The following is a 15091-nucleotide window of genomic DNA, read 5'->3' on the forward strand; positions in this document are numbered from 1 at the left end:
CGGGAGACTGTTTCCTTGTTCCGCCTCTTCGAAAAACTCCTTCACCCCTACCCTGCAGCCGAACCTGCGTTGCCGCCGCAGGGCTTCGTGGCCTTTCTCTGGGCCTGCACGCACGGCGTGCGCGGCAAGATCGCCGCGATGGCCGCGCTCACCGCCGTCATGTCGATCTTCGAGGCGGCGCTGTTCGCGATCCTCGGGCGCATCGTCGACTGGCTCGGCGGGCTCGAGCCTTCGCGCCTCTGGGAAGAACGCGGCACCACGCTCATGTGGCTGGCCGCGTTCCTGGTGATCAGCATCGGCGTGGTCGCGCTGCAGACCATCGTGAAGCACCAGACGCTCGCGGTGAACCTGCCGATGCGCCTGCGCTGGAACTTCCACCGCCTGATGCTGGGCCAGAGCATGGCCTTCTACCAGGACGAGTTCGCCGGCCGCATCACGGCCAAGGTGATGCAGACCGCACTGGCCGTGCGCGACACCATCTTCGTGCTGGCCGACGTGCTGGTGGCCATGGGCGTGTACGTGGCCACCATGATCCTGCTGGTGGGCGTGCTCGACGCGCAACTGGCATGGCCCTTCCTGATCTGGCTGGCGCTTTACATCGGCTCGCTCGTGTACTTCGTGCCGCGCCTGGGCAAGGTCGGCAAGGCGCAAGCCGACGCCCGCGCGCTCATGACCGGCCGCGTGACCGACGCCTACACCAACATCGCGACCGTCAAGCTGTTCTCGCACACGCAGCGCGAGGCCGGCTTCGCGCGCGACGCGATGCGCGAATTCATGAAGACGGGCTACGGGCAGATGCGCCTCGTGAGCGCCTTCGAGATCGTCAACCACACGCTGAGCATGGGCCTCACCGCCGGCATGGCAGGGACGGCGCTGTGGCTGTGGTCGCACGGCGCGGTGGGCGTGGGTGCGGTGGCCGCGGCCACGGCGATGGCGCTGCGGCTGCAGGGCATGTCGCACTGGATCATGTGGGAGATGACCAGCCTGTTCGAGAACATCGGCACGGTGCAGGACGGCATGAAGACGCTGTCGCGCCCGCGCACCGTGCTCGACGCGCCCGGTGCCAAGACCCTGGAAGTCCCGCGCGGCGAGGTGCGCTTCGAGCGCGCGAGCTTCCGCTATGCCGATGCAGGCCGCCGCGTGATCGACGACCTGAACCTCGTGGTGAAGCCCGGCGAGAAGATCGGCCTGGTGGGCCGTTCGGGCGCGGGCAAGTCGACGCTGGTGAACCTGCTGCTGCGCTTCCATGACCTGGAGAGCGGCCGCATCCTGATCGACGGGCAGGACATCGCGCACGTCACGCAGGACTCGCTGCGCAGCCACATCGGCATGGTCACGCAGGACACCTCGCTGATGCACCGCTCGGTGGCCGACAACATCGCCTACGGGCGGCCCGATGCCACGCACGCACAGATCGAGGCGGCGGCGAAGCGGGCCGAGGCGCACGAATTCATCCAGACGCTCGGCGACGCAACCGGACGGCGCGGCTACGAGGCGCACGTCGGCGAGCGCGGCGTGAAGCTCTCGGGCGGCCAGCGCCAGCGCGTGGCCATTGCGCGCGTGATGCTGAAGGACGCGCCGATCCTTCTGCTCGACGAAGCCACCAGCGCGCTCGACTCCGAAGTCGAGGCCGCCATCCAGCAAAGCCTCTACGCGCTGATGGAGGGCAAGACCGTGATCGCGATCGCGCACCGGCTGTCGACCATCGCCGCGATGGACCGCCTGATCGTGCTCGACGAGGGCCGCGTGGTGGAAGAAGGCGACCACCGCACGCTGATGGCGCAGGGCGGGCTGTATGCGCGGCTGTGGGCGCACCAGAGCGGTGGCTTCCTGGGCGACAACCTCGAGGAAGACGAGGCGATGCGCGCCTGAACGGCGCCGGTTGCGCCTGCAAACAATCGTCACAAATGAGGCGAGCCGCCACGAGCCCCCGGGGAAACCTCCGGGCGGTGCTTCACCCGCGCCTACAGCACACGCCGCCCCCTGCCGACAGTGGTGCCACGCAGGCGGCGCAATGCTGGACCCGTCTCAACACAGAGGAGTCCTCGCGTGAATTCCATCATTTACATCGTCGGTCTGATCGTGGTGGTCGTAGCCGTGCTTTCGTTCTTCGGCCTTCGCTGAGACCGGGCACGCGCCATCGCCTCCCGCGACATGCAGAACGGGGCCGCTTGCGGCCCCGTTTCCTTCGTGGCCGTCCCTGATGCGCCGGGCATAATTCGCGCGCCCCCCGCACCCGGCGGGGCGATGACCGATTGGCTGCGAAGGGACCCTGTTGACCAACACCGCGCTGCGCGAAACTGCTTTTCCGGACGCGGTGATCACCGAGGCCATCCGATGGACCGAGCAGGCCGGTCCGCTCGACGATGCGCAAGCCCTGCGCACCGCAGCCTCGCGCACAGCCGATGCCCACGGACAGATCGTCGAACGCGCACTCCGGCTCGGCGAACGCATCGGCCTGCAGGCTGAACTCGCACGCGCCCGCCATTGGGCCCCTTGGGTGCTGCTCGCGCTGGTGGCGCTGATCGTTGCGGCCGGCCTCGGGCTGGCGGGCAACGTGGTCGGCGGCGGCGAGCGCCACATCAACGTGATCGTCGCGCTCGCGAGCCTGCTGGGCCTGCATGTGCTCACGCTGCTGCTCTGGCTCGTGGGCCTGTGGGTGCCCTTCGTTTCCTTCAGTACCGCATCGCTCGGCTGGATCTGGCTGTCGCTCACCGCCCGCGTGGCCGGCGGCAGGCGCGGCCAGGCGCCGCTGCTGGTGCGTGCGGCCACCGGGCTGCTGTCCCGCGCGAAGTTGCTGCCATGGGCCTTCGGGCTCGTGAGCCACGGCATCTGGTCGCTGTCGTTCGCCGTGGTACTGGCCGCGATGCTGTTCGCGCTCGCGTTCCGCAGCTACACGCTGAGCTGGGAGACGACGATCCTCGAGCCGGCATTCTTCGTGCGGGCCGTGCAGGCGCTGGGCTGGGCGCCGGCGCGGCTCGGCTTTCCCGTGCCCGATGCCACCGCCGTGCTGGCCGCGGCACCCGGTGCCGCAAACGCCGGCGGCCAACGCGCCTGGGCGCTGTGGCTTACCGGCTGCATCGTGGTCTACGGGCTGCTGCCGCGCGTGGTGCTCGTGCTGTGGAGCGCGGCCGTGTGGCGCAGCCGCCGCAAGGCGCTGCAGCCCGACTGGAGCGAGCCCTACTACCGCAAGCTGCTGGCCCGCTTCGCCGCGATGGCCCCGGCGGCCATCGTCGATGCCGACCCGGGCCGCACGCGCGGTGCGCTGCCCACGGGCCTGCCGGCCTCGGAGCTGCATGACGCGCTCTTCGTCGTCGGCTTCGAACTGCCACCCGACATGCCCTGGCCCCCAGCCGCCCTGCCCGCCGGCATCGCGACGCAGGTGCAGCGCATCGACGGCAGCGCCCCCGCGCGCCGCGCCCTGCTCGACCAGTTGGCCCACGTCCATCCGCGTACCGTGCTGCTGGTCTGCCACGCCGCATCGAGCCCCGATCGCGGCACCGAGCGCTTCCTGCGCGAGCTGCTCGCGCATTGCGGCGAGTGCCGAATCTGGCTGGCCGATGCGCCGCATGCCGGCGCCACGCAGCGCTGGCTCGACTGGCTGCGCGACACCGGCCTGGAGCGCGTAACCGCCGGCGACCGCCTGGACGTCTCCTTGCAGGACGGGGTCGCCGCACCGTGACGCCGCAACCGCCCATCCGCATCGCCGTCGTCGGCCACACCAACGCGGGCAAGACCTCGCTGCTGCGCACGCTCACGCGCCGCGTCGGCTTCGGCGAGGTGTCGCAGCGCCCCGGCACCACGCGCCATGTCGAATCGGTCGACCTCGACGTGGATGGCGCAGCCGCCGTGCGCTTCTTCGACACGCCAGGCCTGGAAGACGCGGTCGCGCTGCGCGAGCACCTGACCGGATTCGACCAGCAGGCCACGCCCCCCGAGCGCATCCGCCGGTTCCTGCAGGGTCCCGAAGCCCATGGCGTGTTCGAGCAGGAGGCCAAGGTGCTGCGCACCATGCTCGACATCGACGCGGCCTTTCTGGTCATCGACGTGCGCGAGCCGGTGCTGCCCAAGTTCCGCGACGAGATCGAACTGCTCAACTCCTGTGCGCGCCCCGTGCTGCCGGTGCTGAATTTCGTGCGCGATGCCGCCAGCCGCGAAACGGCGTGGAAGGAACTGCTCTCGGCCTATGGCCTGCACGTGCAGGTGCGCTTCGACGCGGCGGCCCCCTTCGTCGGCGCCGAACAAGACCTGTACAACGACCTCGCCACGCTGCTGCGCGAGCGCCGCGACCTGCTGCGCGCCGTGGTCGATGCGCTGGACGCCGAGGCGGCCCGGCGCCGCCAGTCCGCCTGCACGCGCATCGCCGGCCTGCTCGTCGATGCGGCCGCGGTGCGCCGCACGGTGTCGTCCACCGAGTTCGCCGACGCGGCACGCCGCCAGGCGCTCGTCGAGGCGCTGCAGAAGGCGGTATTCGACAAGGCCCAGCGCTGCACCGACGACCTGCTCGCGCTCTACGGCTTCCGCCAGGGCGACGCCGACGAGGCACCGCTGCCGATGATCGAAGGCCGCTGGACGCTCGACTTCTTCAGCCCCGAAGCCATGAAGGACGCGGGCCTGCGGCTCGGCAAGGGCGCGGTCATCGGCGCGGCCGTGGGCGTGGTGGCCGACCTGGCGGTGGCCGGCATCTCGCTCGGTGCGGGCGCGGCGCTGGGCGGCGCCATCGGCGGTGCGGTGTCGCAGGGCTTGGCGCCGCTCGGGCGCAAGCTGGCCAACAAGCTGCGCGACGTGCACGAACTCACGGTGGAAGACGGCGTGCTGTTCACGCTGGCCGCATGGCAGCTCAAGCTCACGCAGGCCCTCGAGCAGCGCGGCCACGCGGCCACGCAGCGCATCGCCGCCGATGCGCCCGAGAACGGCGATGCCCCCACGCGTGCCGCCGCGGCCGCGGTGCGCGGCGTGCAGCCGGCGCGCAACCATCCCGAATGGGAAGCCACGGGCGTGGCCAGCCGCGCGTTCTGGCGCCCTTCTCCCCAGCGCGAAGCACTCGTGGCCGACCTCTCGCACGCGCTGCTGCGCGCCTTCGAAGCCTGACCCGGCCCAGGCTTCGCTTGCAGCCGGAGGTGGCCGGCTCCTACGCCCCATGCTCTGCAAGCACGCCATGTTTCGGGCGATGTTCACCGGCACATCGAAAGGAACACCCCATGGCCGTCGAATGCAAGCTGTTGTCGAGCCCGTTGGTCGGGCGCATCTGGGAAGGCCGCACGCCCATCGCGCGAGCGGACGAATATCTGCACTACAGCGTCGAGCACGGCATCGCCGAGATCGCGAAAAAGCCCGATTGCCTCGGCGTCCAGTACTTCCGCAAGCTGAACGGCAAGGTCGCCGAATTCCGCACGGTGTCGTTCTGGCGCTCGATCGATGAAATGCAGGCCATGCACGCCACGCGCGGCAATCCCCTGCGCGTAGCGCCGCTCGCACGCGACCCTGAATTCCTGCTGGAACTGCCGGAGTTCGTCGACATCGTCGAAGTGCACGTCAACTCGTTCGGCACCGGCCGCTGAAGCGGCGCAAGCGGTTCAGTTCGCGCCCGTGGCCAGCGCCTGCAGGCGCGCGTAGTCGCCCGGCCGCGCGCCCATCTGCTCGGGCGTCGACCGCTTCGCGATCCGCTCCAGGAACAGCTGCCGGTTGGCCGGCGACACGGTCATACCCTTGTCGCGCAGGAACTTCTCGTCCTCGAGCTCGCCGGCGATCACGCCCACGTTGGTCCACTTCGCGGTTTCCGCGAGCACCTTCTCGACCATCGCCTGCTGGGGCGGCGCGAGCTTCGCCCAGGCGGCCTTGCCGATGACGATGCCCAGCGTGTCGTAGACGTGCCCCGTCAGCAGCACGTATTTCTGGACTTCGTAGAGCTTCTTCGACTTGACGATGTCGAGCGGGTTTTCCTGCGCCTCCACCTCGTTCTTCTTGAGCGAGCCGTAGAGGCTCATGAAAGGCAGCGTCACTGGCTTGGCGTCGAGCGCGGTGGCGAACAGCTGGTAGGCCGCGGCGGCGGGCACGTACAGGCGCAGGTCGCGGAAGTCCTCGGGCCTGGACAGCGGCTTTGCCGACGTGACCTGCCGCGCGCCGTAGTACACCGAGGCCACCATGCGGTTGCCGCTCTTCTCGTTGTAGCCCTTCATCAGCTCGGCCAACAGCGGACTCGCCAGGTACCTGCGCATGTGGTCGAGGTCCTTGAAGGCGAAGGGGTAGGTTCCCAGGCTCAGCGGCGGATAGCCTTCGGCCAGCGTGGCCTGCCCGACGTAGGCGATCTGCACCGAGTCGTTCGCCAGCATCAGCGGAAAGTCGCCCTCCTGCCCCAGCCTGGAGGAGGGAATGACCTCGATCTTGATCTTGCCGTCGGACTGCTCGGCGATCTTGCGCGCCGCCAGCTCCGCCTGCTGGTGGAAGATGCTCGCGGGCTCGTAGACATGGCCCCACTTGAATTGCAGCACCTGGGCCTGGGCGTGGACAGCGATGACGCCACCCAATGCCATCAGCAGCACACCCGCCCGGTGCCACGGCAAGAAGCTTTTCATGAACTCTCCCTCGATGAGAAAAGGCAAAACCAGTGCAAATTGCGCGCCAGCGCAAGGGGATGCCACGGAAACATCCCCGGCTCCAATCGTAAGGATTTGAAACAAAAAGTGGTAATCGGGTTTGCCCGGGCACGGGCATACGATCACGCAAGCAACACAGAGGCCCTTCCATGTCCCCCTTGCCCCTCGAACCCGATGACGACAACGGCACGGACCCGGACCGTGCAGGCATGCGCAAGGGCTTGACCAGCTACGGCGACCGCGGCTTTTCGCTGTTCCTGCGCAAGGCCTTCATCAAGGGCGCGGGCTATACCGATGCCGCACTTGATCGTCCGGTGGTCGGCATCGCCAACACCGGCAGCGCCTACAACCCCTGCCACGGCAACGCGCCGCAACTCGTCGAGGCCGTCAAGCGCGGCGTGATGCTCGCGGGCGGACTGCCGATGGACTTTCCGACCATCTCGGTGCACGAGAGCTTCGCCGCGCCCACCAGCATGTACCTGCGCAACCTGATGGCCATGGACACCGAGGAAATGGTGCGCGCGCAGCCCATGGATGCCGTGGTGCTGATCGGCGGCTGCGACAAGACCGTGCCCGCGCAGCTCATGGGCGCGGCCTCGGCGGGCCTGCCGTCGATCCAGCTCATCACCGGCTCGATGCTCACGGGCAGCCACCGCGGCGAGCGCGTGGGCGCCTGCACCGACTGCCGGCGCTACTGGGGCAAGTACCGCGCGGGCGAGATCGACGCCGAGGAAACCGCCGACGTCAACAACCAGCTGGTCGCAAGCGTGGGCACCTGCTCGGTGATGGGCACGGCCAGCACCATGGCCTGCATCGCCGAGGCGCTGGGCATGACGATGCCGGGCGGCGCCTCGCCGCCCGCTGTGACGGCCGACCGCATCCGCATCGCCGAGCAGACCGGCGCGCAGGCCGTGCAGATGGCACGCGATCGCCTCACCATCGACAAGGTGCTGGCCCCCGCCGCCTTCGAGAACGCGATGCGCGTGCTGCTGGCCATCGGCGGCTCGACCAATGGCATCGTGCACCTCGCGGCCATTGCGGGGCGCATGGGCCTGGACATCGACTTGCACGCGCTCGACCGCATGGGCCGCGAGACGCCGGTGCTGCTCGACCTGAAGCCCTCGGGCCAGCACTACATGGAAGACTTCCACGCCGCGGGCGGCATGGCCACGCTGCTGCGCGAACTCAAGCCGCTGCTGCACCTCGACGCGCTCACGGTCACCGGCCGCACGCTGGGCGAGGAGCTCGAGCGCGCGGGCCCCGGCTTTCGGCAGGACGTGGTGCGGCCGGCTGCCCGGCCGATCTATCCGCAGGGCGGCATCGCGGTGCTCTGGGGCAATCTGGCGCCGGGCGGCGCGATCATCAAGCAATCGGCCGCCGACCCGGCGCTGATGGAACACGAAGGCCGCGCGGTGGTGTTCGAGAACGCCGAAGACCTGGTGACCCGCATCGACAGCGACACGCTCGACGTCGCGCCGCGAGACGTGCTGGTGCTCAAGAACATCGGCCCCAAGGGCGCGCCGGGCATGCCCGAGGCCGGCTACATCCCCATCCCCCGCAAGCTCGCGCGTGCCGGCGTGAAGGACATGGTGCGCATCTCCGACGGCCGCATGAGCGGCACCGCCTTTGGCACCATCGTGCTGCACGTGACGCCCGAGTCGGCCATCGGCGGGCCGCTGGCCTACGTACGCAGCGGCGACCGCATCCGCCTCAGCGTGGCAAGGCGCGAGATTTCGCTGCTGGTGACGGACGAAGAACTGGCGCGCCGCGCGCAGGAGACGACAGTGGTCGAACCCACCGCCGAGCGCGGCTACAGAAAGCTGTTCCTCCAGACCGTGACGCAGGCCGACAAGGGCGTGGACTTCGACTTTCTCCGTGCGCCGAATACGGCGGGGAAGGTGCCGCGGGCATGAGCGCCGATTGGGGCGCGTCGACGGCGCGTTCTTCCAGCCGGTGCTCGCGGGTACGCGCGCGTGATGCTTTTCTTCAATGGCTGTTCGTGCACGGAGGCTTGCCGTTCGCCTGCCGCAGGTACGCAATCAGGTCCGCCCGCTCCATGGGGTCCGGCACGCCGTCATAGGTCATGGCGCTTCCGGGCACCATGGCCAGCGGCTTCGCCAGGAAGCGGTCGAGTGCCTTGTCGTTCCACACGATCTTCGAATTCTTCATGGCCTGCGAATAGCTGAAACCGGGCACGCTGCCAGCCAGCCGTCCGAACAGGCCGCAGTGCCTGGGCCCGACCCGGTCGGTCGCCAGCGCATGGCACGCCAGGCAGCGCGCGTAGATCTGCTCGCCGCGCACCGCATCGGGCGCGGCGCCCCATGCGGCCATGCTTGAGAACAGCGCGGCAACCGCCAGAAGCTGCAGCGGCGTCACGACACGAAGGCCGAAGGAACCGGTGCTTCGCCAAGCGCGTGGCGCAGCACGGCCCAATGCATGGCTTCGTCGCCGAGGATGCTCGCCGCCGCCTTCGACAGGTCGCGGTTCACAAACAGCGGCACGGCCCCCAGGTAGGCGCTCACCGCGCCCTGTTCGAGCTTGGCCGCGAACCGCAGCACGTCCGCCTGCGACTTCAGCTGGTTCGCCGGAAAGTCGTATTTCGGCTTTGCCGCAACGGCCTTGCCGCCGAGCTTGGCGATCGTCTGGGCCAGCAGCTCCGCGTGCGCCTTGTGGTGCCCCTGGAAGGTCACCGCCAGGTCGAGCACCGGCTTCTCGAGCAACTTGCTTTCGGCACCGAGCTGGTACGCCGCAATGGCTTCCAGCTCCGCGCCCAGCGCGGTATTGAGAATCTGCACATCGTTTCCGGTCGCGCCGCCGGCCTTGGCGGCCAGCACATCCTTGCCGGCCAGCAGCGCAACCGCGGCGCCGGACAGCGCCAGGCCCGAACGGCCCAGGAACATGCGCCGGGCGGCAATGGGGGAAGCCATCTGAAAGAAGGACATTTTGTTTTCCTCGCAGGGTGAACGTCACGAGCGGGGCGATTCCCGCCCCTTGACAAGGCTCGACAGCACACCCGCCACGATGCGATCGCAACGTGCGCCGTCGAATGAGAAGGCGTCGCCCAAAGCGACGTCCATGTCGCGAGACAGGCCCTCGCGCAGCAGGCTGCGTGCGCGAAAGAAGCGCGTGCGCACGGTCGCTTCGGGCAGTGCGAGCGCAATCGCCGTCTGTGCCACGCTCATTTCCTCGACCGCCCGCAGCATGAACACGGTGCGGTAGGCATCGGGCAGCCGATCGATGCGGCGCTCCATCAGAAGGCGGAGTTCTTCACGCATGGCCAGATGTTCGGGTTGCAGGTTGGGATCGTCGGCCACCGCCGACGCCGGGTCCGGGTCCACGTCGGCAACGTGCGCCCCGTCGAGCTGAATCACCTGCGCCCCTCGTCGCCGCAGGCGCCCCAGGGCCTCGTTGATGACGATGCGCACCAGCCAGGTCGAAAGCTGCGCGTCGTCCCGGAAGGTGCCGATGGCCCGCCACGCGCGCAAATAGGCCTCCTGCACGGCGTCCTCCGTCTCGGAGTCGCTCTTGAGCACGCTGCGCGCCGTGCGGAACAGCAGCTGGTTGTGGCGCCGCATGATGGCCGCGAAAGCCCGCGTGTCGCCCTGTGCGGAGCGTGCCGCAAGCTCGCGGTCGGATGCACCCCCGGTTTCGGGGGCGGCGTCGGGTGTGGAGGCGCTGTGGGGCATGGTGTGCTGCTTTTCCCATTAGATGGTGCGGGCTCGCGCTGCGTTTCAGTTATTTCCGATGCGCTCGGAACATCGTCTGCCATTCGTTCGCGCCGCGCTCGCAGTCCCGAGGCCTGGGCCTTCGGCCCCGGTCACTGCCGCGTCACGCACCCGACCTAGCATCCGGCGGCTTTTGTCTCTCTTTCAACGAACACCCGAAGACCGCATATGAAAAAGAGCGTCCCCGTGCCCGCGCCACGCCCGGTTCGCGCCGCCATCGCAGCCATCGGCGGCTGCCTCGTGATTGCAGCCTGCGGGGGCGGCAACGGCGGGGGCATCGCGTTCCCGGTTCTCCCGCCGGCACCGGCACCTGCCCCCGCACCGCCGGCCCCTGCCCCGGCTCCCGCGCCCCTGGGCACGCTCGACGGCTCGGTCCCGCTGGTCATCGGCCACCGCGGCCTGCCGGGCCTGTACCCCGAGGAAACCAAGGTCGCCTACGAAGCCGCGGCCGATGCCGGCGCCGATTCGCTCGAGACCGACCTGCACCTCACCAAGGACTGCGTGCTCGTCGCGCGGCACAATCCCTGGCTCAGCGACAACACCAACGTCGCCGACGTGGCCAAGACCAACACCACCGTCGCGGGCCGCAAGCGCACCGTGCCGGGCGTGCTGGTGAACGTGACGTACCCGCCCGTCGAGGCCAACGGCCCGGCCCAGTACCTGAGCGACCTGACCGACCCGAGCGATCCGAAGTCGGTGCTCAAGTCGCTCGTCGTCGATGGCGAGGACCACACCAACGACTGGTCGATCACCGACTTCACGATGGACGAGCTGCGCCAGTGGATCCGCGGCACCACCTACGACGCCAGGGACCAGCGTCCGACCGACCTCAACGGCAAGCTGCCGATCCTGAGCTTCCAGGAAATCATCGACATCGCCAAGGCCAAGAGCGCAGCCACCGGCCGCACGCTCACCGTGTACCCGGAGACCAAGAACCCGATCTGGAACAACGCCCAGGCCATCGCCAACGGCTGCGGGCCGGCCGGCAGCCATCCGCTGGAAGACGCGCTGCTGAAGATCATGAATTTCAACGGCCTGAACCGCAAGGACGCGCCGATCTTCGTGCAGAGCTTCGAACCCGAGAGCCTGAAGTACCTGCGCTCGGCCGGCATGAAGGCCCGTGCGGTGCAACTGGTGGACGGCAACGACGTCAACTACCAGACCGGCGAGATGATCTACGTCACCAAGGACGTCTACACCTTCGTCGACGGTCGCCCCTACAGCTGGACGCTGGCCGGTAACCCGAAGTGGTTCGCAGAGATGCTCACGCCAGCGGGCCTGGCCGACGTGAAGACCTATGCCGACGGCATCGGCCCGTGGAAGCCACAGGTCATGGCCCACACCATCGTGCCCTTTGTCGCAGGCAAGGGCCTTGCCGATGTGAACACCATCAAGCCCACCAGCCTGATCGCCGATGCGCACAAGGCCGGCCTGTTCGTGCACAGCTACACCTTCCGCAACGAGGCCAAGTACCTGGCAGGCGTCTACAAGGGCGATCCGACGGCCGAGTACCTCGCGTACTTCCGCGCGGGCATCGACGGCGTGTTCTCCGATTTCGCGAACACGGCGTTCGCGGCGCGCGCGAGCTACCTGAAGGAAACGGGCCGCTGAGGCCTGCAGCGAGCGCATGTACCCCGGCGAACGGTTCAACGGATACAGCCACCTGCTGGGCCTGCTGCTCGCATTGCCCGCGACAGCCCTGCTGCTCGCCAAGACCGTGCCCACCGGCGATCCCGCGCGCATCGCGGGAGCGCTGGTGTTCTCGCTCTCGGCCGTGGCCCTGTATGCGGCCTCCACCCTCTTCCACAGCACGCGCGGCCGGCTCAAGCGCATGTGGGAGCGCGCCGACCATTGCGCGATCTACCTGCTGATCGCGGGCACCTACACGCCCTTCGCGCTGGTCACGCTGCAAGGTCCGTGGGGCTGGCTGCTGCTGGCGACGATCTGGGGCGCGGCGCTTTTCGGCATCTGGCGCGAGCTGATGCCGGCCGGAGGCAAGGCGTTGAAGAAGCCATCACTGGCGCTGTATATCGGCATGGGCTGGCTCGGTGTGCTGGCCGCCGTGCCGCTGGCCGCGCGGCTCGAGGGCGCGGGGCTGGCATGGCTGCTGATCGGCGGCGTGCTCTACACAGCGGGAACGGTGTTCTACCGCAACCGCCAGGGCTTCCGGCATGCGCACGGGGCCTGGCACCTGTTCGTGCTGGCGGGGACGGCGAGCCACTATGTGGCGGTGGGGTGGTTCGTGCTGTAAGTCCTACTCCCGCGCAATGGCGCGGAACTCACCCGGCGCCATGCCCTTGAGCCTGCGGAAGTGCCGGTTGAAATTCGAGATGTTGTTGAACCCCACCTCGTAGCAGATGCTGCTGACGTGCTGGCGCGTGGACAGCAGCAGCCGGCAGGCCTTGTCCACGCGCAGGCCGATCACCACATCGGTGAAGGTCTGTCCCGTGGCACGGCGAAAGCAGCGCGAGAAGGTGTGCTCGCGCATGCCGACCACGGCGCTGACTTCGGCGAGCGAGAGTTCTTCCGCGTAGTTTTCCCGGATGTGGTCGAGCGCCGTGTGGATGCGCGTCGCGCGGCCGTTCTCGTCATGCGCGTCGTCCTGCAGCGACGGCGTACAAAGAAGACGGTAGTCGTTCCACTGCGCAAGCTCGCTCAGCAGCGCAGTGAATTCCGAGAAGCGTGCGAGCCCCTGCAGCGCGTGGATGCGCCTGAAGCGCCCAACCGTGCCCTCGCCGAGGCCGAGAAACTGCACGCCATGCCGTGCGCGGGCCAGCAGCGGGCCCGCGTCATTGAGTTCGGGAAACAGCGCCATGCCCCGGCGCAGCGGTTCGTCGCCGAAGCGCAGCACCAGGCCGCACAGCTGCTCAGCCGCCCCGCTGGCGCGGTATTCGATGGCCAGCCTGTGCGGCAGCCTGGGGCCCAGAAGAACGACCGCCTCCGGCGGCACCTCCCTGTCCACGCCGTCGCTCACGCGGATGCGCCCTGGCAAGGCCCCCGTGAGATGGAGTTCGTAGTCGTGCAGGCCGGCCTGCCGGTCGCGGGCTGCGTACTCGGCGCAGTGGATCGAGGTTTTCTTGTCGAACACGTCGGCACCAGGCCGTTGGAGCATCGCGCGGCGCAGGGTGTCGGGCATGTGCGGTCGGGCGGCGATGGCTGGCGGGATCGTGTTCAACAAGACCGGATCTCCAACTAGAAAGAGAAAGGAATCGCTTCAGTCACCGGTGCGCTGCACCGCCTGCTGCTGGAACTTGGCAAGGGTGCGGTATTCGTCGCCGAGCTTGCGCGGCAGGGAGAGGTACACGGGCAGCAATTGCCGATAGAGCGCCGCGTTCTTCGGATTGGGCGTGTGGCGGTGCGTGGCACCCACCATGCCCGACACCACGTCCAGGGAATCGACGTGCCCCAGCGCATAAAGCCCGAGGACGGCCGCGCCGAGGCAGGAGCTCTCGAAGCTCTCCGGCACCACCACTTCGCGGTCGAACACGTCGGCCATCATCTGGCGCCACAGCCCCGAGCGCGCAAAGCCGCCCGTGGCCTTGATGCTGGTGCTCGTGCCCGCAATCGACTCGACCGCGGGCAGGATGCTGTAGAGATTGAAGATGACGCCCTCGAGCACGGCGCGGATCATGTGCTCCTTGCGGTGATGGATGCCCAGGCCGAAGAAGGAGCCGCGCAGATCCGCATTCCAGTACGGCGCACGTTCGCCGGTCAGGAAGGGATGGAACACCAGCCCTTCGGAGCCGGCCGAGACGCGTTCGGCAATGCGCGTGAGCACCTCGTAGGTGTCGATGCCCAGTCGCTTGGCTGTCTCGGCTTCGGCGGAGGCGAACTCGTCGCGCACCCAGCGCAGGATGATGCCGCCGTTGTTCACCGGCCCGCCGACCACCCAGCGCCGGTCGGCCAGCGCATAGCAGAAGGTGCGGCCTTCGGAGTCAGTCATCGGGCGGTCGATCACCGTGCGCATCGCGCCGCTGGTCCCGATGGTCACGGCCACCTCGCCCGGCGCCACCGCGTTCACGCCCAGGTTGGAAAGCACGCCGTCGTTGGCCCCGACGACGAAGGGCGTGTCGCTCGACAGCCCGAGCTGCGCCGCCGTCTCGCCCGCCAATCCCTCCACGTGCCAGGTCGTGGGCACGAGATCCGAGAGCTGCTCGGCGCGCACACCCGCGAGCGCGAGCGCCCCGGCATCCCAGTCGAGTTGCCCGATGTTGAAGAGCCCGGTGGCCGAGGCGATCGAATGGTCCACCAGCCAGCGGCCGAACAGCCGGAAGAACACGTACTCCTTGATGCCGACGAAGCGCCGGGCCTGCGCGAAAAGCTCCGGGCGCTCGTGGCGCAGCCACACCAGCTTGGCCAGCGGCGACATGGGATGGATCGGCGTGCCCGTACGGTGGTAGATCGCGTCGCCCTCCCACTCCGCGCGAATGCGCCCGGCCCAGGCCGCGCTGCGGTGGTCGGCCCAGGTGATGCTGCGCGTCAACGGCGCGCCGTGCTCGTCCACCAGGATGAGGCTGTGCATGGCTGCGCTGAACGACACGCACAGCACATCGCCCGGCGCCGCCTTGCACTGCCGCACGCACGAGGCAATGGTCGACAGCACGGCCCTGTAGATCTGCTCCGGGTCCTGCTCCGCGGCCGCGGGTTCAGGCTGCAGCAGGGGGTACTCCACCGCATCGTTCGCCAGCACGCGCCCCGCCGTGGAAAAGGCGACCGCCTTGGTGCTGGTGGTTCCGATGTCGACCCCGATGGCGATGCGGTTCATGTGCC

At 68.7% G+C, this 15091-nt stretch carries 13 protein-coding genes; 7 read left to right on the forward strand and 6 right to left on the reverse strand.

The window, feature by feature from the left end:
* Nucleotides 1-15: 15 nt before the first annotated feature.
* From ACCD11_RS02300 to ACCD11_RS02315, 4 genes are all read left to right on the forward strand, one after another.
* Complete coding sequence (locus ACCD11_RS02300; RefSeq protein ID WP_413312135.1) at nucleotides 16-1872, forward strand: ABC transporter ATP-binding protein; 1857 nt, start codon at nucleotides 16-18, stop codon at nucleotides 1870-1872.
* Between the two features lie 403 nt (nucleotides 1873-2275).
* Nucleotides 2276-3682 (forward strand): DUF2868 domain-containing protein, encoded by a 1407-nt coding sequence (locus ACCD11_RS02305; protein ID WP_413312136.1) that lies wholly within the window; start codon nucleotides 2276-2278, stop codon nucleotides 3680-3682.
* The gene (locus ACCD11_RS02310) at nucleotides 3679-5091 is read left to right on the forward strand and encodes a GTPase/DUF3482 domain-containing protein (RefSeq protein ID WP_413312137.1); all 1413 of its coding nucleotides are present in this window, start codon (nucleotides 3679-3681) and stop codon (nucleotides 5089-5091) included. The genes ACCD11_RS02305 and ACCD11_RS02310 overlap by 4 nt, the downstream gene beginning before the upstream one ends.
* 110 nt (nucleotides 5092-5201) lie before the next feature.
* The gene (locus ACCD11_RS02315; RefSeq protein WP_413312138.1) at nucleotides 5202-5561 is read left to right on the forward strand and encodes a hypothetical protein; all 360 of its coding nucleotides are present in this window, start codon (nucleotides 5202-5204) and stop codon (nucleotides 5559-5561) included.
* Between the two features lie 15 nt (nucleotides 5562-5576).
* Here the strand turns inward: ACCD11_RS02315 and ACCD11_RS02320 are convergent, their stop codons facing one another.
* The gene (locus ACCD11_RS02320) at nucleotides 5577-6575 is read right to left on the reverse strand and encodes a sialic acid TRAP transporter substrate-binding protein SiaP (RefSeq protein WP_413312139.1); all 999 of its coding nucleotides are present in this window, start codon (nucleotides 6573-6575) and stop codon (nucleotides 5577-5579) included.
* Between the two features lie 170 nt (nucleotides 6576-6745).
* Between ACCD11_RS02320 and ACCD11_RS02325 the strand changes: the two genes are divergently transcribed.
* Nucleotides 6746-8509, forward strand: a complete 1764-nt coding sequence (locus ACCD11_RS02325; RefSeq protein ID WP_413312140.1) for an IlvD/Edd family dehydratase — start codon at nucleotides 6746-6748, stop codon at nucleotides 8507-8509.
* Between the two features lie 73 nt (nucleotides 8510-8582).
* Here the strand turns inward: ACCD11_RS02325 and ACCD11_RS02330 are convergent, their stop codons facing one another.
* From ACCD11_RS02330 to ACCD11_RS02340, 3 genes are read right to left on the reverse strand one after another with little or no spacing between them, the layout of a single operon-like run.
* Complete coding sequence (locus ACCD11_RS02330; RefSeq protein WP_413312221.1) at nucleotides 8583-8927, reverse strand: c-type cytochrome; 345 nt, start codon at nucleotides 8925-8927, stop codon at nucleotides 8583-8585.
* A 41-nt stretch (nucleotides 8928-8968) separates the two neighbouring features.
* The gene (locus ACCD11_RS02335; protein WP_007834612.1) at nucleotides 8969-9538 is read right to left on the reverse strand and encodes a ferritin-like domain-containing protein; all 570 of its coding nucleotides are present in this window, start codon (nucleotides 9536-9538) and stop codon (nucleotides 8969-8971) included.
* A gap of 24 nt (nucleotides 9539-9562) precedes the next feature.
* Nucleotides 9563-10282: an RNA polymerase sigma factor gene (locus ACCD11_RS02340; RefSeq protein ID WP_413312141.1), complete on the reverse strand. Its 720-nt coding sequence runs from the start codon at nucleotides 10280-10282 to the stop codon at nucleotides 9563-9565.
* A 207-nt stretch (nucleotides 10283-10489) separates the two neighbouring features.
* Here ACCD11_RS02340 and ACCD11_RS02345 point away from each other — a divergent pair, with 207 nt between their 5' ends.
* Nucleotides 10490-11932: a glycerophosphodiester phosphodiesterase family protein gene (locus tag ACCD11_RS02345; RefSeq protein ID WP_413312142.1), complete on the forward strand. Its 1443-nt coding sequence runs from the start codon at nucleotides 10490-10492 to the stop codon at nucleotides 11930-11932.
* Nucleotides 11933-11948: 16 nt separating this feature from the next.
* Nucleotides 11949-12572, forward strand: coding sequence for a PAQR family membrane homeostasis protein TrhA (trhA, locus tag ACCD11_RS02350; protein WP_007834601.1), 624 nt, complete (start codon nucleotides 11949-11951; stop codon nucleotides 12570-12572).
* A gap of 3 nt (nucleotides 12573-12575) precedes the next feature.
* On the opposite strand, the gene ACCD11_RS02355 is transcribed toward trhA, so the two are convergent.
* Complete coding sequence (locus tag ACCD11_RS02355; protein ID WP_413312143.1) at nucleotides 12576-13499, reverse strand: helix-turn-helix domain-containing protein; 924 nt, start codon at nucleotides 13497-13499, stop codon at nucleotides 12576-12578.
* Between the two features lie 36 nt (nucleotides 13500-13535).
* Nucleotides 13536-15086: a gluconokinase gene (gntK, locus tag ACCD11_RS02360; protein ID WP_007834599.1), complete on the reverse strand. Its 1551-nt coding sequence runs from the start codon at nucleotides 15084-15086 to the stop codon at nucleotides 13536-13538.
* Nucleotides 15087-15091 lie beyond the last annotated feature (5 nt).

The organism is Variovorax sp. Varisp36 (genome assembly GCF_047304235.1).
Taxonomy (GTDB): domain Bacteria; phylum Pseudomonadota; class Gammaproteobacteria; order Burkholderiales; family Burkholderiaceae_C; genus Variovorax.